Raw genomic sequence first — 21569 nt, forward strand, 5'->3', positions numbered from 1 at the left:
TCGAAATTCTGACAACATCCGAGAAAACATTGTAGCCCATCACTGCATGTGTGAAAAGCGTTTTCTTATGATATTTAGGTTTTAGAAGGAATGCTTCTAATGAACATCCATGCCACGTGCCAATCCTTATCTCGTAGCCATGCCGGTACGAACTGAGAATTATCCAGATGATTGCTTCGAAACCACCGGTCGCCCGGAAACTTGCCATCACGTTCTGCTATCGGGGTTTTGCTACAAAATTCGGATCTCCCCCTCGTGCAGTGGTTTCGATTCTTGAAAGGGCCGGACATCAGGTAAGGCAGATTAAGGATGGGCCATTGAACCTTGCAGCCGATAGTGTCGTTTGGATCTGGGGAAATACGAATTGGTATGCTGGACTCTTTGCGCAACTCACCGCCATCAACCAAGCGCAAAGGCCTCTGGTCATACTCTGGCACACGGAACCTCTCCCGCCTCCCAGCGCGGCTGGCTTGCCATGGCCGCGATTGAACTGGTGGGAAACGGCAAAGTTCATACTTCGCAGGTCCGAAGCGACGGATGTCTACACGAATTATCTTGTGTTGCGTCGTTGGGTGAGGAATAGGCTACCGGATATTCTTGTGGCTGCTACATTAGGACGCAAGGACTTTCTTTCTGAGCAAGGTATCGAGTCCGATTGGGTTCCACTAGGATACGAGCCTTCATGTGGACAAGACTTGAATTTGACCAGGGATATCGACGTGCTGTTCCTCGGAGCCCAGGATGTCCCCCGGCGGAATCGTCTCTTGGAGCGCCTGCGGAAATGTGGAATTCGAATACATGTGGTTGGAGGTTATGCGAGTCCAGGTTGTTGGGGGAAGGATAGGACGGAATTACTAAATCGGACGAAAATACTTCTCAACCTGTCCAGAACACCTGGAGAGTTTCCGGATCTCCGATTGATCCTGGGGATGGCAAACAAGGCTCTGGTTGTATCCGAACCGATATACCGCCCAGACCCTTTTGTGCCAGGACAGCATTTTATCAGCGCCTCGATAGAGGAGATGCCCGAAAGGATTCGGTACTATCTGACTCATGATGAGGTGCGTGCTTCAATTAGCGAACGGGCTTATGGACTGATCACTCAGGAGGTGACCATGGAACGATCGGTAAACCAGATCGTTGATCTCATATCCAATTTCACCGCGTACTCATGAAGACCGCTGAACCTATTTTTTCGATCGTGATTCCGACCTACAATAGGCCGAAGCGACTTGCTGCCTGTATACAGGCCTGTTCCCGACTCGACTATCCACATGACCGGTTCGAGGTCATTGTCGTTGATGATGGGAGCCCGGCTCCCGTTGAAGTGCTAAGGAGTGATGAGACCAATCTTCCGAATATCCTCTGTCTGCGTCAATTCAATACCGGTCCGGCTTCAGCTCGCAATATGGGGGCGCAACATGCACGGGGGGACATTCTGGCTTTTACTGACGATGACTGTGTCCCGACGCAACAGTGGTTACGGGAGCTTGCCCAATCATTCCATGATGTTCCAGCAGGACTTGTTGGTGGGCGGACTGTGAATGGGCTGATCGACAATATCTATTCAACCGCCAGCCAAATGATCGTCGATGAGGCCTATGCGTTTTTTCTTAGCCGTGATAGTGATCTCAGGTTTTTCGCGTCGAATAATATGGCAGTTGCTACCAGGCTTTTTCATAAAATGGGAGGATTCGATTCATCTTTCCGTACTTCGGAAGATCGCGAATTTTGTGACCGGTGGATACGGCAAGGATATCCCCTTGTGTATACTACTAAGGCCATTGTCCATCATTATCACCAACTCACCTTGACAGCATTTTGTCGACAACACTTCAGCTATGGGCGTGGGGCATTTCAGTTTCATCGTACGCGGGCACGATGCGGACGCAGTCTTTCGAAGCCTGATCCACGGTTTTATGCCTCGGTATTCCGCCGTGCCCTCTCATGGAAGCCATTCCGCATGGCCGGTTTGTTAGGGTTGTGGCAGATGGCGAATCTGGCAGGATTTTTATGGCAAGCCGCTCAGCATACACCTGTATCGACCAACGGTGACTCTTGTGAGTAAGGCGAGGCCATTGCAACCCAATAACGGAGCGGTCATCTATCGTTATGATCCAGGAACGATAAGCAACAGATGACAAACAAGCTGCCCTATCGGTCAGCGTGGGTTCGAACGATACAGCGGGGACATTCATAAGCTGTATGGCCGAGCCAGGGAAAAATCCGAAACGAAGGCCCAGGTTAAGAGAGAAGCATCGATGCCAAAAGGATTGAAAAGAGCCCTGTTGTATGCTTGTTACCTGCTCCTTGTGACCATACCTCTACTGGAAATTGGGGTTAGACTCTGGGGGTATTCGGAGCATCACATTCATGATCCGATCTATACCTCATTTGAACCAAGCGAGGACATTCCCTACATACATAAACCTAATCTTATGCAAGTTAGAGCCCGAGGGCTTGTTTTCATTAACACGGATGGCCTGGGATTGCGCTCGAAAGTACCCGGAATGATCTATGGCTCCAAACAACCACAGGAATATCGAATCGCGATCGTGGGTGATTCCGTCACGTTTGGGGAGGGTGTTCCCAATACTGAAGAAACGTTCACCGAGGTTCTGGAACATATGCTGAATCAGCAACAAAGTCTCTTGACCGTGAAAGTGTTTAATTTCGGTGTATCGGCGTATAGCGTGAAAGAGATGGCCGCCGTGCTACAGCATCGTATGGTGAATATTCGACCGGATCTGGTTGTTATGGCGATCATTCCGCCTGATCTGAATCTCGACCGGACCCCCGCCATTGATTCTGCTGGTTACCTAGTTGGTCAAAAAATCGCAAGTCTTCTTGATTCTCCGGTTGGAGAAGCCTTAAGAGGAATTCGCCTTCTGTATGTGCTCCGGGATATAGCCTCGCTCTGGAATTCTCCACCTCAATATAGCGACCCCCTGCTTTCACGCGGAGAGATTCCTGACTCATACCGTTACCTTCGACAGTTCAGGGAGACAGCAAATCAATATGGTCTTTCCTACTTGATTACGCTTCTTCCACGAATGGAGGAAGATGCCTGGGGTTCTCTCCCTGACAGACTAATACAAGACGGTATCAGGTATCTTGATTTATCCTACCTAGGTAAAGAATTTACCACTGAAGAATATATGGCCAGTCGATTTGACCGGCATCCTTCTCCTGCGGTTCATCGTCGAATCGGGGAAGCATTAGCCCTGTATGTGGAACATCAACCAGAGTTTCCCCAGTGAGTCCCTTATCGTCACAACCAGGCCGTCATCTTGTTGATGGGACAGTCCGAGTCTTTCTCGCCGGGCTGCTGTTTCCCCTAACGGGACTCATTACCGCAGGGTTCCTCACCCGACGGCTTGGAACGGATGGCTATGGCTTATTGGTACTCTCTGCAACCTTGTTTGGATGGGTGGAGCTCGGGATCAACTCGTTTTTTGCTCGTCCGGCGATTAAGTTTATAGGGGAAGCGAAAACCTGGCTTCCAGTTGGAAGCACCCTCATCCGGTTGCAATTCATTGCAGGGGTTGGCGGAGGGGTGTTACTGGGTCTGCTCTCGTTTCCCCTTGCCTGGCTGCTCGGCGAACCGCTGCTTGCACCGTATCTCGCCCTCTATGCCCTCCACATTCCCATCAGTAGCCTGGCTCAAGCCCACCAGAGCATCCTCGTGGGAATTGGTAGTTTTCGGCAGAAAGCCGTGACCAATGCCTACCGTTGGATTGCCAGGCTGCTGTTGATTCTGTTCCTGGTTGAAATGGGACTTTCTGTGCCTGGCGCAATACTGGGAAGCCTTGGGGCGGCCCTTGTCGAACTCGCTATCAGCCGTCGATATGTTAGGCCTCCCCTTTTTGGCCGGATTGCCATTCCCACTCGCCCATTTTATGACTTTGGTATTCTGCTGTGTATCTCATCCATCTTGTTTCTTATTTTTTCCAGCATGGGCTTAGTTATGCTGAAAATTCTAGGGGGAACACTGGAGCAGGCAGGAATCTATGGTGCGGCCCAGAATTTGTCGATCATACCTGGTTTGTTCGGGACGTCCTTTTCTCCATTATTGCTTTCGACAGTGAGCCGCTTGCTTTTTGAGGGAAAAACTGATCAGGCCAAAAGTATGGGGTTGGGTGCAATGAGAATAGTTGTAGGTTTATTCCCGTTTGGAGCCCTCATTGCAGGCGCCGCTCCTGAAATCGTCACATTGGTGTTTGGTCAGTCTTTCGAGCTTGCTGGTCCAATCCTGGCGGTGTTGATTATGGGAGCCATCGCGTTTGTTATGGTCTCGGTAGCCGTGGTCATTGCGACGGCTTCAGGTGCTCCATTATTCACCTTGTATTTAAGTACCCCGCTGGTCCTGCTGGTGGTGATCGGGAACCTGGTGATGATTCCCAGATTCGATGCCCTGGGCGCTGCCGTGGTGACAGCCATGAGTCAGGGAATTGGTGCCCTCGCTTCCGTATGTGCGATCTATCGGCTTTGGGCAATTTTCCCACCAATTGGTACATTGTGGCGTAGTGCCGTCATCAGCGTGCTGGCCTATACCCTGGCAGTGATGTGGCCAACCGCGGGCCTTCTGCTCATGATTAAGATTGTTTCTATTGGAGGGGTGATTATCCTGGCATATCTGGTTTTGTGGGAATTCAGTAGCGACGAAATTGCACTCGCACGTTCGTTTGTCACACGAAGAAGGGTACCTATCGAACAACGGAATGAAAGGTAAGTCCGGTTCAAAGAGGAATCGAGGTGAGGTGAACTTTATTTCCTCCAGGGAAATATTCGGTAGGTTCAGTGGCAGAGTATGCGAATCGGGCCCTTTGACCTTTCAGCCGTGTTGAGGATTATAGCTGGCATGGGTTCAGCAGGGGGTAAAGAGATGGGCAACCATACTTTAACATGAAGATCGAAACCTTAAGTGAAAAAACATTGTCAGTCTGTCTTGGTTGATTTGTGGTTTCCGCTGAGTTTCCGGGCACATTCGAAAAGCTTCACATTAGGCTGAGAGGGGTTTCTCCTGTCCCACGATTTTATAGGTTTTTCACCTCGGGTCACCTCGGGTTACCTCCGTGAGGAACTTTTCCAGCTTTTCTCTATGGCGGGCGGGAGAAAATTGTCGGCTTATATCCTCCGATGGCATTTCGGCGGCGAGCAGATCAGCCTGGGACGAACTTAAGAAGGCAACCCATTCATCAGCACTATCCATGATCGTCAGGCCAGGTCCGGATGGGCATTCAAGGCCGCGTACTGCCATGGTGGTCGCAAGAACCGGCATTCGATTGTATAGGCTTTCCGCAAGTTTGATGTTCACACCGGCACCTTCGTGAATGGGGCAAATCATGATATCGACCTGTTCCCATACCTCACTGAGATTTTGGACAAAGCCATGAGAAATAACTCTGCCACGAGTGGGTATCTGGTCGCTCTGTCGCCCAAAGACGTGAACCGTGATAGGGCGGCCCACCTTGGGAAGAATCCTATCCATGAGCCACTTCCAACTTTGGCGATTGGGCCACCATGCGAAATCGGCAAGGAATCCCAGCCGTAGATGGCTGTCGGGCTTGGGCTGACGTGCTATAGGAGGATTGGTAAACATCGGCGGAACATGAAGAGCCCGCAGGCCTGGGACCTGGGTGCAACCCCAAGCCATTTCAGTTGTCGAAAGAAATATAACCCCTCGAGAGCGACGGAACCCCTCGATCTCATAAAGGCGTTGCTTGATAATTTCTCGTTTGAGGACATGTGAAAGGAGTGGGTAGTTGGCCAGTTTTTGAGTCAGCACCTGGTGCTCCAGATTATGCGCGATGAGCACGATGGGGATTTCTGGTGGTAATTCCTTGGCGGCCCATAGCATGTCGCCGCCGTTGATCAACGCCGCATCGAAATGCTGGGACCGTGAGATTTTGCGAATTCTCAGCCTAAACTCGGGCTGACGTGTAAACAATGGCAACGCTGGAAGTTCAGAAATGTATGACCGGGCCAACGACATTACTTGGCGCGACCGATACCATGGGCCTGGGGGCGGATGGAGAGGAGCTACCAAATTGACCACATGGGTGCGCGCCAGCGCGCCAAGGAGTCCGCGCGTGTAGGTGCCTGCACCACCCGGGTGCGAAGCCGGGTCAACCAGCGAAGCAATGAAAAACTTGGCCATAATGGTCAGCGATATTTCGTTTTGTCTACTCGCTGATGCCGGAATGCTAATAGCATGCCATTGATTTCGAGGAAATGTATCCAAAAGGTGAGGAGCAGTGCGATTGGATAGTCCGTTAGTCGCAGGCCGTATTGTTGGCCGACTCGAAAACAAGTCCCCAAGCTCTCAATAACTCTGCCTATATAAAATAAAGGAATTGAAGCCTGTCCGAGCCGTAGCAGCCAGCTGAATCGCAATCCGGGGTCGAGCTGACGGATACGGATCGTGGCCCAGCCGATATGGCAACGAATATCGCGCTCCATTGACCAGCCCTCAAAGTCGTGTATTACCGTCATGGCTGGCTGAAAGAGAAAACGGGCGCCGTCCCTCATCATGGCAGCAGACTGTAGTTGCGCTGCGTAAGGGCCTTCATTTTCCGGGAGGGGAAACCGTTCGTAAATCTTTCGGAGAAAACCGGAGTTGTTATTCGAAATGAACCGGGTTGGGCCTTCTTTCCCTGGGTCGAGAAAGCCGCGGGATAAGACTGAAAGGCATCGTTCTGTGGCGGTTTTGCCCTCATACATGGTGCGGCCGCTCACTGCAACATATTGGGGGTGGGACCGAAATGTGGTGATCAGTGAGTTCAGCCACCCGGGAACCGGAATGCAGTCTGCATCCAAGAGAGCTATAATTTTACCCTGGGCAACCTTTGCGCCGGCGTTCTTTTGCTCGTAGGTCGCATCTTTGGGCACGCCGATCACCTTTAAACCAGGTAACTCGGCCAGCAAGTCGGGTGGAAGCTTTCGGGCACGCTCTTCCGTTTCGACAAGCAGAAACTCAACGGGTTCGTGCACTTCCTGTGCGGCGAGTGCTTGAAGGCAACTGCGAAGATCCGCGAGTTCTGCATGGCGATCTGTGTCATGGTCGGCCACAATCAGCACACTAACTACCGGCTCCGAATTGTGGCCAGTTCCAGAGCGCTCATTATCAAGCATGGTTACACCTCCAGTTGCTTTGTTTACAAGAGATCAAAATTTAAAAGATTCACCTGTCTGAATCCCTGCCCTCGACCCGGAAATTATTATTTACTGGAATTTTTCGCAATTTTTACCGAAGAATTTCCTGCTAAACGCAGATAAAGACTAGCATATCGCCGTGCACTTTCCTCTTTGGTATATCGCCTGAGCACCGTAGTTCGAGCTTCTTTTAACTTAACCAATGCTGGGGCAGGGTTAGCGATTATGTTGATTGCCGCTTCTGCCAACGCATCAGGGTCAGCTGGGGCGATCAACTCGCCGTATTTCCCGTTTTCAAGAATTCGGGGAAATGCGCCGCTGCAACTTCCTAATAACGGTACCCCGGCGGCAATCGATTCCAACGCCACCCTGGCGAACGCTTCGTTATATGAAGGGATCACCAGCAGGTCCATAGTGGACATGATCTCGCAAATCTGAGTTCGGTGCCCGGTAAACTCGACGTATTCCGAGAGTTTTAGCGCCGCCACTTGATCCCTGAGTTCTTGTTCCAAGCTGCCGGCACCGACAATCTTGAGGCGAGCGCCGGGTACCGCGTCAACGATTTTTCGCATGGCCGCGATTGCCACCTTATGCCCCTTATCGTGTTCGAGCCTTGCGACAATGCCGAGTACTGGATGGGAGGGATCGGTTAGGGCTTGGATTTCAGGCAAATCGGTACGGCCGGCAAGAAAACGATTCAGGTCGAAAAAGCCATCGATGATTTCGGCACGATCCCATTCGTAGGGCTGTAACTGTTCCTTCACCAAATGCTCAGCGACACAGACGTAGGCGTCGGTGCTCGTCGCCAACCAGTGATGCATGGCACGCATAACCGGCCACATATACCATCGCGGTTTTGGCTCCCCACCAAAGTTTAGAGTCGCAATGATCACGGGAACCTGCGCCAATTTGGCCGCTAGACGGGCCCACACGTTGCAAAAACCTGATTGCGTCTGAACAATGTCAGGTCTGATTCGGCGAAATATCTGATAAAGGGCTTTGATAACCTTGATGATGCCGATCGGTTCTGTGAGGCGAGGAATGCCCAGTCCGAGTTCGTGGATGGTACAGCCGGTTGCCTTTACCGCAGCGCCGATTGTGGAGGTGGTCGGCATCAAGGTCACCATCTCAAAACTGAAGCGCTCCCGATCAAGTTCCTCGGCAAGACCCAGTGGGGTTTGTTCCGCTCCGGCATCCCGATAAAAACCAATATAGACAAACAATACCTTTATTCTTTTCATAAAAACAGCACAGGATACCTCTCAGCTTGCTGAGGAAAGGCATACGAACATGTGATGAGATAACGCAAATGAAAGATGCCCACTAGCTTGTTGGGTAGAGATTTACTCTAGCAGAAATTTCCCGGATGGTTTGTCTCAGTTATCAAAATAGAATAGCATGAAGCGAAGGAAAGTCTACGCCAAAATAAAAGATAAAGTTCATAGCCGACAATTTATCGGACACCTAAAAAGAAAGCTTTTTGCCTTTGGTTTCCTCAAAGCTGATTGATTCGGCTGGAATTCCATCACTGCATATTTTCATCGATATGCCAGAAAAGACTGGCCGGGAAGGTCCTTGTGGGGCACGCCCGCTGCTTCACAGACCGTCGCACTTAGATCAACCAAATGTGGGTTTCTGCCATTGATCGCCTGATAGGTTCCTGATCGTGGGACGATGATTGCGCCGGCGCCGGGTACGTGATTACCCGACCGCCCTGACCCCGCGCCTCCGCGCAAGATTGTGCCGTATACCGGGGAAGCCACGCCACGAAGGTTCGTAGATTGTTCAGCAGTCCATCGAATAACCAGATCGGGAAGCCTATCTAGTTTGTGCCCGGGAGGTAAATGGTCTCCGGGTCTTTCAATACCCGCAATGCACGCTTTCCCATCGATGTCGCTAAAGGTTCTGAGTCCCTCAGCGATCTCGTCGCATAGCACTTTTGCTTCGGATTCGGTGATAATCCCATTCCGCTCGCGCCCGCGGATGTTGAGCCGAACCAATCCAGGTCCGTCTGAAGGTAGCGAAAAGGCCCGTACCGCGTTCCAGTCTTTCCCCATCGTTCCCAGTCGAGCTGTGAGTTGGAGCGAAAGTGAATCCGGTAATGCATCCGCGACTTTAGAACGAAAGGAGGTGGGGATAAAGGCACGCAGCTTCGTCAAAATGTCATTCCCTGAAGACGTGTGGACCGTGGAGGGGGGGGCCAGAATCCGTTCCAACATCTCGGAAAGAAGATCGGACCGACATGACTCGGGGCCCATACCCTTGGCCCAGAACACGAGTAGATCTGCCTTGTCGGGTAAAATTTTGATTATTCGCCCCAGTGCTGCGTCGGCCGCAAGATATACGTCAATTAAGGAGTGTTCCAGCAGGCTCTTTCCCGTTGATGACTGCCCGATGACATCGACGGAGGTTGTATCCCAAAGCTGGTGCCCCGCTAGGTGGATGGCAGCCATATGCAACCACAGGACATCGGGAGTTTTCTCTTTCATTAATCGTTCAACCCCGCTAGCTAGGCGGCTGGGCGCTTGCAGGAGGATTTTACGCAGGTGGAGGAGGTGGTGCTGCGATGGCTGTCCAAAGGTTTCCTCACCTCTTGGTGTCTTGCCAAGATATTTCGAAAGTTCCATGCCCAAGCTCGGAGGACGCGACCACTGAGCCAAGTGGACGCGTGATCGAAACTGGCATCCACTTACCACAATACCGTTGGCCAGTTCTTGGATGGGATGTTCGGGGGGATCGATAGCAAGGACTCGTTTCCCTGCCCGGTCCAGGCGTCGGAACAGAGTGTCATTTGACAGAAGTTCGTGAGACAATCGGAGCCTTTGCTCGGGAGGAGACCAGGTAAACAAGGAGTAAATTCCGTGCTCCGACAGATGCTGGCCGGTATAGAGGGTGGCGTAAACCGCTCCATCGAGAAATGGGGGGTCGAGGTTGACAACCTCGCCTTCTCGTTGAAGAGCCGCGAGATGCGGCATTCGGTTGTCAGCGATTAACTGACGGATGAGGGGCAGCGATGGGGCCTCCAAAGAGATGGCCGCAATCATATTTTGCTCCCTATGACAGAACAGATTAGACAGATAAAACCGAGGGCCTGGTATCTGCGGATACTACCTCGAAAGAGAGCTAGTGACGGTATATCCGGGGCATTCGGCCTCTCAAAATCGTTGATTGTTTGGAGATAATCCTTGTAAGGTTTAGCCATTTTGAGTGTTCTTCAAATTTTGAAGATGCCAGGTTTGAGTCGTTAAAATCAATCTATTGGTGTTATCGGGTTACACCTTTCAATAGACCAATTGAATCCAGGGTACTCTGTATCAAGATTAACCTGGGTTGCCATTGTGTCCAATAACTCTAGTCAATGGCTAGGAGGGACCTTGGAAGAAAGTCTTGCCCAAGCGTTTATCAAGGTTGGCCGGTCAAGGATTGTTGGGTCATTTGCATTCCTCCAGATCCAAGTGTAACTATAGCAGCGGTCGGGCCATGCACGGTATTTTGCCAGGCGCATATTGGCCAACCTCCTCCCATTCAATGACATGGAAATGAGTGGAGTGGTGTTCTTGTCAAACTCTTCATTGGTAAGATCTACCCGGTGGTATATTCATGTCTCATGACAACCAACCGAGTTGCCCGGCCAGCCGTTAGAGTATGCGACCATAATCTAGCTTCCACTTCCTAAGAGTGATCGGTCGCAGCGTGGATTAGAAGCAATTATGTATTTCATCATTATCTAAAAAGCCCCTGGCATTCGGCTAAAAAACACCAAAGGCTATGGTTTCCATAAGCCTTTCACCTGATTACAGGAGAGGGGAATAAGGCAAAAACGCTGACAACCGTCTACAACCCATACAGGGATCCTATGGAGATCAATCGTCTTCCCCCGCCGGCAGTTGCTCAAAAGGGTCTCCTTCTTTATAGGGGACGATGGCCTTGTAGGGCAAAATAGTCTCAACTATCACCATCACCATTACCGTCGTCAGAAAACTGGGTGTTTCGTGGGTCTGTTGAAAAAAGCCGCCAGCGGCGTTCTCGCCATTTTTCCGTGCTCACGTACTACGTGTACGCTCCGCGCGTAAAAACGGCTGCGGCCTTGCTGGACGGACCCTTCGGGAAGACTCAGGGCATGCTTTTTTGAACCGACCCGGAGCCGTTGATGAGTAATCTAATCCTGGGGAAATTTGTCCTTGTTAATCTTAATTATTCAACACTCCCTTCGTAGAAAGAGCCAACCGAGGACGTTAGGCCCTGCTTAGAGTTCTCAGTTTTGGCTTAATGAGACCTGCGCGTAATCTAAACAGCCGCTATCGCGTATGGGCTCACACTGGTTCGTTTTTTAAACTATTTTACAGCCAGTAATTCTGGCTTCCGAATAAGATTCAATACGGAACAATTCTTGCTTTTATGGCTCAAGGAATTCTTGAGCGCCCATAAAGGGGATTTTTGCACAATCAACCAATATCTTGATGGATGTAAGCATTTGAACAGTCCATATCATATTCACAAACGTTTGAGCCCTAATTTTTGAATACCCATTTTCCCGATTTTGAGGAGTAGGCTGTGTCATGAAAGGAGCTCACCAGATTTGTGCCGTTTTACTCGATATTGATGGGACGCTCTATCACCAGCAGTCTCTTCGTGCCCTGATGGCCTTTGAGTTGTCTGCTGCTCCGTTTGGATTAGGTTCTATTCGGGAAGCTCTGCGCGTCTGGAGAATTTTAAAATGTTTTCGGGAAAGCCGTGAGGAGTTACGAACCATGAAAGATCCCGATGCCCCATTGGAGAGTTTGCAATATTCCCTTGTTGCCGAACGAGTTAGTGAGAGTCCCAGTGAGGTGGAAATAGTGGTAAGGGAATGGATGTTCCGTCGTCCTTTGAAATATCTCAGGATCTGTCGGCGTCGTGGGGTGAAAGAATTTTTTCAGTTAGGGGCTGAGAGGGGTCTGCGCATGGGAGTCTTTTCTGATTACCCTGTAAGAGAAAAATTGCAAGGTTTAGGGATTCACGCTCCGTTAACGGTGGAATTATGCGCCACGGATCCGGAAATTAATGCCTTCAAACCTAATCCCAAGGGGTTTCTCTATGCCTGTCGCCTCTGGAATCTTGATCCCCGGGAAGTGTTATATGTCGGTGATCGGTATGAGGTCGATGCGTGTGGCGCCGAAGCTGCCGGCATGCCTTACGTTATATTTTCGCGCAGAGCGCCTCGCGCGTTTGACGCTAGTGCAAAAACAGAATATCGTTCGATTACTAATTTTAGAGGTCTTTCCGATGTTATCCACTCAACAACCATCTAACTTTTTTCCGGTACTCTGGCCTTATGTCCAGATTGCTCGGATCGACCATTGGTTTAAAAATGTCTTTATGATTCTGGGTATCGTGCTGGCCCTGTTTTATGAGCCGGAACTTTTTGCCTGGGCTAGTCTTCCTCCTTTGCTTCTGGCTGTGGCAGCTACCTGTTTGATTGCCTCCAGTAATTATGTGGTGAACGAGCTTCTTGATGCGCCTTATGACCGTCTCCATCCAGTGAAAAAGGACCGCCCCGTTCCTTCTGGGAAGGTTAAAACAGGATGGGCCTGGATGGAGTGGTTTTTACTAGGGGCTTCAGGGATGATTCTCGCCTTTTCTCTCAATGCGTATTTTGGGTTCACAGCCCTGGTTTTTTTGTTGAGCGGTCTTATTTACAATATCCCTCCGATACGGACGAAAGAACTACCTTATTTAGATGTTCTTTCTGAAGCGCTGAATAATCCGATTCGATTATTGCTTGGTTGGTTTGCACTTGTCACCAATAGCATTCCCCCACTTTCCCTGGTGTTGGCATACTGGATGGTCGGCGCATTTTTCATGGCCACCAAGCGATTTGCCGAGTATCGACGTATTGGTGATCCGATACGTGCCCAGGGGTATCGAAAGTCATTCGGGTATTACACAGAAAATCGTCTATTGCTGAGTATGTTTTTTTATGCGATGGCCTGTTCCTTTGTGTCTGGAATATTTCTGGTCCGGTATCACATGGAGCTAATTCTCTTTGTCCCTATAGGTGCGGGGTTTTTGACGTATTATCTTAAAGTTGGTTTGCTGGAGGATAGCCCCGTTCAAAATCCAGAAAAATTATACAAGGAAGGTGGGTTTGTTCTGTATGTTGTATTGAGCACATTGCTCTTTCTCCTGCTCATGTTTTCTGAGATCCCGTTTTTGTATGAGTTGTTTAATGTGAATCCAGCCATCATTCCACCTCTTTGGACCATTGGTGGAAAGTAAGTGCGGTCATCTCCCCCATCCAAATGATTCCAGGGTGTTCGAAATTTGGGCTTGTGTGTATTTTCGTGAGGCGAAGGACAAAACAACCACCAAAGATTCCTTCAGTCTTAAGCAGGGATTCCGAGGAATTAAACAACATGCTGTAACCTGCATGACCACGGGTGAGGAACATAAAAGATGTTAAAAGAGGGGACGGCCTCTCTGGAAAGATATTCAGGCATGGATGAGATGGTCTCTTCGCTATCGCGGAGAATTGCCTCCTGTTGGGACGACTCTGCCCTCAACACTTGACCAAATTGTGAAGGGTTTTTGAATGTTAGGATTCAAGCATGAGGAAATCACGGCCTTCGAACATTGAGCCCTTTCGTGATGGATCGTCTTGCCGGCGTTCGGAGACATCCGGAGTTCTGATTATGAATGAGTGTGAGAGGGAAATTAAAATGATGAAATTCCTAAGTGGAAGATTACCTATCTTATTTGAAAGAAGAGGAAGCTCCGATTTGATAACCGTTTGTTTCCCAAGGAATCCTTCTGGAAAGGGTTACGCCTAATGGGTGAAATGAATCGGCCAGATTTCTCCAGAGCCATGTTCGGCTTTTTTATTCTTCAGATCGGGTTGCTGATTTGGGCTGGTTGGGTCAATCAGGATTGGATTAGCACTGATGGAATTTCCTATATTCGCATTGCCCAATATTATGCTTCCGGACAGTTCGATCTAGCGGTTTCCGGATATTGGGGGCCCATGTTGAGCTGGATTATTGTGCCGTTGCTCGGCTTTGTGGAAGAACCGTTATCGGCTGCGCAGATGGCCATGGCACTATCGGCGATTGTTTACCTTTTTGGCTGTATGGCGATCTTCCGGGTTTTGGGGATCGGGTCCTCCGCGGTCCTAGTCGCTCTCGGGATCGTTACCTTTTTTAGTGTCCACTGGGCGGTTCAAGGGATCACTCCGGACCTCCTGATGAGTGGCATTCTTTGTCTGGCCATAAGCCGAACTGTGCATCCTGAATGGTGCGATAAGCCATCTGTCCAATTTTCTGCCGGGCTATTATTTGGAGCTGCCTATTTAGCAAAAGCGCCTGGGTTGCCATTTGCATTTATTTTGATCGTGGCGGTAGGGGCGTTGTGGGTCGTTTCCCAGCAGACCAGTCCGATGCATGCTCTACGTAGCGCCGCGATTACCTTTTTTGGGTTAATGCTTATTGCCGGGCCTTGGATTTTGGTCCTGTCCCTCAAGTATGAAAGACCGACGTTTTCGACAAGTGCCGGAATTAGTCATGCCGTCATGGGTCCGGCTGGTATCCGGCGGGGACATCCAACTTTTTCGGACTTTGTAATTCCTGAACAGGGCCGACTTTCGTCCTGGGAGGATCCAATTTCGAAAAAGTACTCGCACTGGTCCCCCCTCGAAAGCACAGAAAATTTTCGCCATCAATTGCGAATCGTCTATGGTAATGTGATGAAAACTATACGTCTGCTGAAGAACTTTGACTGGCTTGGTATCGGGCTGGTTTCGGTCATATTTGGATTCTTGGTTCATGCTCCATGGAGACAGAATATGCAGTCGGATCGCTGGCGATGGGCAGCGATAATTATTGGGTGTCTTGTGGTGATCTATTTGCCGGGTTATGGGGGAGAAAGGCGATATTATTATTCCGTCTACCCGTTTCTTCTTGTCGGGAGTTTAGGCTTTGTGGGGTATCTGGCCAAGCGTCGGTCCGGTCAGGAGAAAATCCTTCATATTATGGCATTGTCCCTTGTTTCCTTATCTTTTCTCTTTCCCCTCGCTAACCAACCCTTCTTTCCGGAGAGACCCAGCTATCAGGCGGCAAAAATCTTGAAGGAAAAATTGAACGCCCTTCATATCAGTGGCCCAATTGCTTCGACAAGCGATTTGGAAAATATTGATTCCTATACCGCCTTTCTGATGCAAGTGCCCTATCATGGTAGGTCAAAGCGGTCTCAGACTGTCGAAGAGGTGGAATCGTCTCTTGCCAAAATTATCATCGTTGACCGGGGGACTTTGGCAGATGAAAATCTTCATAATGATAAGAGTTTCATCAGCCTGGATGAAAAAATGTTCGATTCTCTCGGAAGGGATTTCGATCCTGGAGTAAAAGTCTACATCAATACAAAAATATAATTTTGCGGATTAAGCGGTTGTTTTTCTGCAGCTTGTTTAGCAATGTTGGGGACTTCAAGATCTTGAGCAGCTGGGATAGCCAGGATCTGACATTTCACTGAGAGTGGGAGATCTTTCTGTGTATTTTTGGGAATTCGGCACCCTGCCTTCATGCATAACTCCATACACTTCGTCATCACCTGATTGAAATCGCTGCCGGCGGACTGGATTGAGGTGACCGGTCAAATCGCCGGAACATAAATAGGAATCTGATTATTCTTGTGACTCTGATCCGGATGGTGGGTAAATTATGACGGACAGGGCATTGTGATCGCTGAGGATGCCTTTGAATGGGAGTGATTTAGGGTGGTCGGTGCGAATTCCTCTGACGGCAATCAAATCCGGGCCGCTTTGTTGAACAAGGGTCAGGGCATTCGCTTTAAGAAATTCTTCCAAAATCTCTGCATCGCGTTTCTCTTGGTCTGGGCGAAGATTCGCGTCCATCCCGACCAGCAATGGTGCGTCAGGAGAAACGAACCGCCTAATGCCTGTTGTAATCTGCCTAAATTGTAGGGCCCTGGCCTCAATGCTGGCCTCACCTCGACCCGCGTCCATATGACTATTCAGTACCCAGAATGATGGGAATTTAACAAGCTGAAATCCCTTCGAAAAGAAATCATCGGCTTTATTCAGGTCGGTATTCCAACCTGCAAAGGCCTCATAGGGTTCCGAATGGATAGACTCAGGTTGTTCGCGAGCGAGCATCAGGAGTCCGGGACTCAAGCATATGGTACACATGGTTCGAAGGGGCCACCAGTCAGCCCCGCCGCCTTCGGTGAACCATGGGTGATTTGCCCAGACATGTGTGGTGTATCGGGCGAGTTGTGCCGGACGGACAAAGGCTTCTTGAAACAGCACAAGATCAAACTTGGAGGCTAGATCTCCAATGCATGTGACCTCTTCTTCAGTATGGGCCTCACTCGAGAAGAATGAGTCGGAAAGAAGGCGGTCATGAATATTAAATACCAAGACCGAGAGCCCATGGTTGAAAGTTGAATCAGGAAAAGCTGCTTCGGAGAGGCCCACCTGCTCTTGCCAATCCAGTCGACATGGTTCGGTCAATGTGGCTTTCGTTTCAAATTTTCCCAGGCAAGCGCTCAGAATCATGAGTGCCATCAGGGACAACAGAACCAGGACGTTCTCCCACAATCCTGAATATGGACATTGGCATCTCCTTCTCATTCATTCGAAGGGCAGTCGTTGATTTCCCTGCCTTTGTGAGTCGAATCTTGCCACGTGAGTTTATTTGCTATGCATTCCATATACTTATGCGAAGTTGTGAACGAGGACTCAAACTTTTGGTTTTCAATAGAGAAAGAGGTTTCTGCACTCTTTATTCGCATAATCAACTAACTTGCCCCTGCGATGAAACCTTACAAAAATTGGGGGATTAGGATAAAATCTTTCGCTCCATTCACCTTTTTTTTCGAACGGCCTCTAGTCTGCTTCCGTTAGGAGGTTTGTTTCTTCCTGGGCCTATCTTCTTTATGGGATGTAAAGATTATAAATTTTTGAGCTTTGTCATCGACGGGCATTGTTTCAAGGTTTCTTAAGAGATTATTGCAGGGAACTTTATGCGGCTCTCTTGGTTTTGTTTGAAAATGGAGAACCAAGCTTAATGTTTGCGATTCCGTCCTCATAGCGCATGTGTACAAACTTGGGAACCTGTTGCAAGAAAGTCTGGTTCTGCAGTTTTAAAAAAATTTATCACGGGCTTGACTCCCGCCCGGCTGTATTGATTCCGACCAGAAAAGGCGAATTCTGCGGCATTGGGAGGTTGCTGGAGGTCGCCTAGTGAGAGTGGATTCAGGGGTGATAAGGGAAAGGAGCGTCTACCTCTGGCTTCTTGTGGCTTCTGACTCGCGCTGCAGGTTCTATGCTGTGCCTCCGCTAGGGCGTAATGATGATATCGACAAAGGCAGGTAAACTGTCGGCACCTTGAATGTCCGTAACTCTGAGCGTGAAGCGGAAGAGGCGTTCTTCGACTACAAAGGGGGCCAAAAATTTGGCTTGTGCGGAATACGGGTCAAGCAAAGGAACTTTACTTCCTCGTACTTGTTCCCAGTGGTACTGGAGGGAGCCGCCGTCGGGATCATAACTCCTTAAGCCATTCAAGAGGACTCGTGTTCCCGAAAGGACCGTTTGCGTTTTGCCGGGATCCGAGACCGGTGGCTGGTTTGGTTCATCGTTCACCTCAACCAGGATGCCGAGGGTGGCCTCTTGATTGCGGTTTTTTACGGTAAGTGCGGTTTCCCCATTTCCCACCAGCCGGACCACCCCATTTGGGTTGACAGAAATGATTTTTTCGTTTCCAGACTGATAGGTGGTTCCTGTGCTTTGTGCCCGAAGGGAACGGGAAATTCCATCTGAGAATCGCCCAATCACTGGTAATTCAAAGGTTTTTCCGAGAAAGTCCACTTGGTCATACACACGAGTTCCGCTGGCTCGTCCCAATCTCAGAGGCTTGTCCGTTTGAAAGTCAATCTCCAGAAGTGCAGCATTTGGCTCAATTTGAATCAGGATTTCATCGAAGATGGCTAAGGATTCATGTTGTGATTGCCTTCCACCCTGTTCGGCCACAGCTAGAAGCCGATACGTGCCCATCGTTTCTTCGGGGACGGGGATTTTCCCGCCAAAGGAAGGATTGTTTTTCGCCGTGGCGACAAGGGCTAATTTTTCCTCGACCAATTCTCGCAGCATATCGTCAAATTCACCATACAAATAGTAGTTCACCTTGGTGACTCCGGGAAGACCCTCTAGATCCATGGCGACCGGGATATGATCGCCTGACTGGTGAACCGTGTGCTCTTTTGGCTCAATTATGGAAAAGGGCCAGCCTGTTTGATAACCGAGGAGAAGAGTAGATAGGGGTATAAAGACTATCGTGATGAGGGAGACGCAAGTGCGAAACATGTTCGTACCTCACAAAGCATCATGAGCCAACGATTTTATCATACATCACCCTTCCAAGTGGGTGCATCCCTCATGATAATGAGGAGTTTCTGGCTTGTGAGATGCGGGAGAGTAAGAAGAGGAAGGCATGGAACCGTAAAATTAAAAAAGGCATGGTTTAATGGTGGGACTCCTTGAAAGTTCATCCATGGGGCTGATGGTGTATTTACATCGCCATCTTCTCGGCTGAATCAGTATCCTGGTCCACTTGATCAAGGCTTGGGTGATTCAGTACCCAAGCGGGGACTGGACGAATATCCCAAATGATCCCGAAAAGTTGGAGCACTTCCAGCAGGTAATAGGTGACATCGATTTCCCACCATCGAAATCCTTGCCGGGCAGAGCTGCAATATTGATGATGATTATTGTGCCATCCTTCACCTAGAGTGATGATGGCCAGAAGGAAGTTGTTCCGGCTATGGTCTGAGGTTGGATAGCGTCGGGTACCAAAAAGATGGGAAAGTGAATTGATGGTGAAAGTGCCGTGCCAGAGGACAACGGTCGAAATCACGAAGCCCCACACTAGCATTTGCCAGCCACTTGTTCCCAGATCCGGATAGGCGCTGCCGAGCCATTTCCCCAAGAAAAAGAGCATGACTGCCAGTCCGATCGGCACAAGGGTGTCGAAACGATTGAGAAATCGTAATTCCGGATATCGCGCGAAATCTTTGATGCGGTTCAACTTTGTTGCGAGTTGATCATGGGTTAAAAACCAACCGACATGGCTCCACCAGAGCCCGCGGATGACAGGAGAGTGGACATCTGCCGGTTTGTCCGAATTGGCATGATGGTGGCGATGATTAGCAGCCCACCATAAAGGACCTCGTTGGGCCGCGCTGGCCCCAAGACAGGCAAACAGAAACTGCATCCCTCGTGAGGTGCGAAAGGTTCGGTGTGAGAAGTAGCGGTGATAAAAGCCGGTAATGGCGAACATTCGTACTATATACAAGGAGACGGCAACCGCGATCGCGATAGGACTCCAGCCCACCCAAAAGACTGCGAGGACGGCAATATGTAGGGCCAAAAATGGGATCGTTCGCACCAGGTCTATCTCTCGCCCATTTTTATGGGAAGCCAGTGCTGTCGCTTCTTGGGTGTCAAACAGGGACTTTAGCATTTTCCATGGGCCCAATATGATCCTCTGGATTTCTGGCATCCTTAGCGCTCCTCTCTCATGTGTAGGGAATTCCGAGATATCTATAACTTACGATTCACAAAACTTCATCGAGGCCTTTATGAAAAACGGAGATCCTCAACTTTCTTAAGATAAGGGGGAAATATTCAAACTCTACAAAGTAAACCAGAAGGAGACCTTCTGGCAAATACAATTTTACCTGGTGCATGCCTTTTGGGATGTGATGGGAGGCTGGATATTCTAAAAGAACCCTTAAAAAAAGGCTGACTCAAGTATCCATCATGGTGATACGGAAAGTGAGGAATGTTCCTAGCCATAAAAAATTTTTTCAGAACTAAAATCCCTTCATTTTTTGCTGATTGGCTATGGAAGGTCATTGGTTTCGAGGCTTGGCATGTTGTTATGGATGCGGCAGGCAATCTGGGTCTATTGATAGATTAAACGCTCAGATGCATTGGTTTGACACTGGTAGGTCCCTCGAAGCAATGGAATGAATGCCAGAAAATGATTATTTAATTGGAGAAAGGACTAAATATTTAACTGGAAAAGTAAAAGACAAGCCCACGAAGCATGCTACTGCTCCTGTTAGCACCTAATGATTTGTATGTATTTGGAAAGGCTAACAAAAACACCCCCAAATTTACCAATTTGTTTTCCGTGACAATAATTTTGGGCAGCTATGAAAATTCTCATTTATTATCTGTGTAAACCGGAACTTCGCCCATACCAGGATGTCCTGGAGACTGTGGATGAGGCAAAAATGCAATCAAAATAGGTCGCTCATCGTGTAGTGGGAAATTTCCTGAATCACAAGAAGCCAATCCCTGGGTTGATCTTGTGGGGGGGGGAACAACTAGCCAAGCCAATAAAACCAGGATGGTCCCCGCTGCAACCCTTCCGCCATATACTGATGCCGACTGAATAATATTCAAGTGGGGGAGAATAATATCGTAGCTCCTCCTGTTAGCCGTCCAGGACCTTGAGGCCCATGGCTTTTGATAAAAGGTGCGGCGCGGATCCACCATTCAATCGTGACCGAAATTACATAGTTCACATGAGTGGTCAGCGATGCCAACCGACCGGGAGCTGAACATGCCTAAAATTATTTTTCCGAGTAATGATCATCAAAACAATTGGGGGTATCCAATCATCCACCTGGACATATGATTCTATGTTTGAGGAGTATCATGTGGATGCTGTTGTTTGATCAGCACTGCTGCGACCCGTTTGGCAATTTTGGCTGCGTCAGGTTTTTGTGATACCTGGGCGGTCACGATTGCACCTTCCAATAAGAGCGAGAGTTCTTCGGCTAACTGCCGAGGATTCCGCGCTCCCACCTGCATGCATAGGTTGAGCATAAATTCCGTCATCATCCGCTTGAAATCTCTGCAGACGTACCGCAGTGAGGTGTCCGGGGCGGAATGCTCACCAACGGCATTGATGAACAGGCACCCATAAAAACTCTGTTGCGAGAACCAGGTTTCGGCCACATCGAAAATGGCCAGTAAGCGGGTTTTGGGAGTGCGGGCCTTGGTCTCCACCTGCCGCCAGAACGAATTTCTAAACTGTTCGTCATAGTGTCGTAATGCCGCGAGCACCAATTCCTCTTTTGAGCGGAAGTGCGCATACAAGGTTTTTTTTGTCACCCCCGAGTGTTCAACAATCGTATCGATCCCTGTGGCGTGAATCCCGTTTTGTGCAAATAAGGTCACGGCTGTCTGGATGAGTTGCTCCCGCTTTGAGGGTCGGGCTCTTTCTTGTTTCATTTTACTAGACCTGCAGGTCTATCGATATTTTTTGTAATTTTTGGGGATCCATAAATGACTCTGATCGACATCTGTCTTTGTGGTGTTTCTATCCCAATGGCTTGAATGGTTTCTGCAGTGG

Annotated in this window: 15 protein-coding genes; 7 read left to right on the plus strand and 8 right to left on the minus strand. The window is 49.3% G+C overall.

Annotated features, from left to right (window positions below):
• Window positions 1-167 precede the first annotated feature (167 nt).
• The 4 genes from H6750_11455 to H6750_11470 all read left to right on the plus strand — a co-directional run bounded on the left by H6750_11455 (window position 168) and on the right by H6750_11470 (window position 4732).
• A complete protein-coding gene (locus H6750_11455; GenBank protein MCB9774924.1) occupies window positions 168-1175 on the plus strand; it encodes a glycosyltransferase family 1 protein in 1008 nt (335 codons plus the stop codon).
• Window positions 1172-2068, plus strand: coding sequence for a glycosyltransferase (locus tag H6750_11460; GenBank protein ID MCB9774925.1), 897 nt, complete (start codon window positions 1172-1174; stop codon window positions 2066-2068). The genes H6750_11455 and H6750_11460 overlap by 4 nt, the downstream gene beginning before the upstream one ends.
• 193 nt (window positions 2069-2261) lie before the next feature.
• Window positions 2262-3260 (plus strand): SGNH/GDSL hydrolase family protein, encoded by a 999-nt coding sequence (locus tag H6750_11465; protein MCB9774926.1) that lies wholly within the window; start codon window positions 2262-2264, stop codon window positions 3258-3260.
• On the plus strand, window positions 3257-4732 hold the full coding sequence (locus tag H6750_11470) for an oligosaccharide flippase family protein (GenBank protein ID MCB9774927.1): 1476 nt from the start codon (window positions 3257-3259) through the stop codon (window positions 4730-4732). Before H6750_11465 ends, H6750_11470 begins: the two co-directional genes overlap by 4 nt.
• A gap of 315 nt (window positions 4733-5047) precedes the next feature.
• On the opposite strand, the gene H6750_11475 is transcribed toward H6750_11470, so the two are convergent.
• The 4 genes from H6750_11475 to H6750_11490 form a co-directional block, all read right to left on the minus strand.
• Window positions 5048-6160 (minus strand): glycosyltransferase, encoded by a 1113-nt coding sequence (locus H6750_11475; protein MCB9774928.1) that lies wholly within the window; start codon window positions 6158-6160, stop codon window positions 5048-5050.
• Window positions 6161-6165: 5 nt separating this feature from the next.
• The gene (locus tag H6750_11480; GenBank protein MCB9774929.1) at window positions 6166-7134 is read right to left on the minus strand and encodes a glycosyltransferase family 2 protein; all 969 of its coding nucleotides are present in this window, start codon (window positions 7132-7134) and stop codon (window positions 6166-6168) included.
• Window positions 7135-7220: 86 nt separating this feature from the next.
• Complete coding sequence (locus H6750_11485) at window positions 7221-8396, minus strand: glycosyltransferase family 4 protein (protein ID MCB9774930.1); 1176 nt, start codon at window positions 8394-8396, stop codon at window positions 7221-7223.
• A 297-nt stretch (window positions 8397-8693) separates the two neighbouring features.
• Window positions 8694-10199: an alkaline phosphatase family protein gene (locus H6750_11490; GenBank protein MCB9774931.1), complete on the minus strand. Its 1506-nt coding sequence runs from the start codon at window positions 10197-10199 to the stop codon at window positions 8694-8696.
• Window positions 10200-11714: 1515 nt separating this feature from the next.
• On the opposite strand from H6750_11490, the gene H6750_11495 reads away from it, so the two are divergent.
• The 3 genes from H6750_11495 to H6750_11505 all read left to right on the plus strand — a co-directional run bounded on the left by H6750_11495 (window position 11715) and on the right by H6750_11505 (window position 15556).
• Window positions 11715-12446, plus strand: coding sequence for an HAD family hydrolase (locus H6750_11495; GenBank protein MCB9774932.1), 732 nt, complete (start codon window positions 11715-11717; stop codon window positions 12444-12446).
• Window positions 12421-13413: a UbiA prenyltransferase family protein gene (locus H6750_11500; GenBank protein ID MCB9774933.1), complete on the plus strand. Its 993-nt coding sequence runs from the start codon at window positions 12421-12423 to the stop codon at window positions 13411-13413. The genes H6750_11495 and H6750_11500 overlap by 26 nt, the downstream gene beginning before the upstream one ends.
• Window positions 13414-13963: 550 nt before the next feature.
• Entirely contained in the window at window positions 13964-15556 is a 1593-nt protein-coding gene (locus tag H6750_11505) for a hypothetical protein (GenBank protein MCB9774934.1), read from the plus strand.
• Between the two features lie 252 nt (window positions 15557-15808).
• Here the strand turns inward: H6750_11505 and H6750_11510 are convergent, their stop codons facing one another.
• From H6750_11510 to H6750_11525, 4 genes are all read right to left on the minus strand, one after another.
• A complete protein-coding gene (locus H6750_11510; GenBank protein MCB9774935.1) occupies window positions 15809-16702 on the minus strand; it encodes a hypothetical protein in 894 nt (297 codons plus the stop codon).
• Window positions 16703-17485: 783 nt separating this feature from the next.
• Window positions 17486-18508, minus strand: coding sequence for a hypothetical protein (locus H6750_11515; GenBank protein MCB9774936.1), 1023 nt, complete (start codon window positions 18506-18508; stop codon window positions 17486-17488).
• Window positions 18509-18713: 205 nt separating this feature from the next.
• Entirely contained in the window at window positions 18714-19664 is a 951-nt protein-coding gene (locus tag H6750_11520) for an acyl-CoA desaturase (protein MCB9774937.1), read from the minus strand.
• Between the two features lie 1187 nt (window positions 19665-20851).
• Window positions 20852-21448: a TetR/AcrR family transcriptional regulator gene (locus tag H6750_11525; protein MCB9774938.1), complete on the minus strand. Its 597-nt coding sequence runs from the start codon at window positions 21446-21448 to the stop codon at window positions 20852-20854.
• Window positions 21449-21569: the final 121 nt, after the last annotated feature.

The organism is Nitrospiraceae bacterium (assembly GCA_020632595.1).
In the GTDB taxonomy this organism is placed as follows: Bacteria; Nitrospirota; Nitrospiria; order Nitrospirales; family UBA8639; genus Nitrospira_E.

Bases quoted from the DNA above. Each gene is read 5' to 3' on its own strand.
- H6750_11480 (MCB9774929.1), bottom strand. From the start codon at position 7,134: ATGCTTGATAATGAGCGCTCTGGAACTGGCCACAATTCGGAGCCGGTA.
- H6750_11465 (MCB9774926.1), top strand. From the start codon at position 2,262: ATGCCAAAAGGATTGAAAAGAGCCCTGTTGTATGCTTGTTACCTGCTC.
- H6750_11525 (MCB9774938.1), bottom strand. From the start codon at position 21,448: ATGAAACAAGAAAGAGCCCGACCCTCAAAGCGGGAGCAACTCATCCAG.
- H6750_11495 (MCB9774932.1), top strand. From the start codon at position 11,715: ATGAAAGGAGCTCACCAGATTTGTGCCGTTTTACTCGATATTGATGGG.
- H6750_11510 (MCB9774935.1), bottom strand. From the start codon at position 16,702: ATGATTCTGAGCGCTTGCCTGGGAAAATTTGAAACGAAAGCCACATTG.
- H6750_11455 (MCB9774924.1), top strand. From the start codon at position 168: ATGATTGCTTCGAAACCACCGGTCGCCCGGAAACTTGCCATCACGTTC.
- H6750_11485 (MCB9774930.1), bottom strand. From the start codon at position 8,396: ATGAAAAGAATAAAGGTATTGTTTGTCTATATTGGTTTTTATCGGGAT.
- H6750_11460 (MCB9774925.1), top strand. From the start codon at position 1,172: ATGAAGACCGCTGAACCTATTTTTTCGATCGTGATTCCGACCTACAAT.
- H6750_11500 (MCB9774933.1), top strand. From the start codon at position 12,421: ATGTTATCCACTCAACAACCATCTAACTTTTTTCCGGTACTCTGGCCT.
- H6750_11505 (MCB9774934.1), top strand. From the start codon at position 13,964: ATGGGTGAAATGAATCGGCCAGATTTCTCCAGAGCCATGTTCGGCTTT.
- H6750_11515 (MCB9774936.1), bottom strand. From the start codon at position 18,508: ATGTTTCGCACTTGCGTCTCCCTCATCACGATAGTCTTTATACCCCTA.
- H6750_11490 (MCB9774931.1), bottom strand. From the start codon at position 10,199: ATGATTGCGGCCATCTCTTTGGAGGCCCCATCGCTGCCCCTCATCCGT.
- H6750_11520 (MCB9774937.1), bottom strand. From the start codon at position 19,664: ATGCTAAAGTCCCTGTTTGACACCCAAGAAGCGACAGCACTGGCTTCC.
- H6750_11475 (MCB9774928.1), bottom strand. From the start codon at position 6,160: ATGGCCAAGTTTTTCATTGCTTCGCTGGTTGACCCGGCTTCGCACCCG.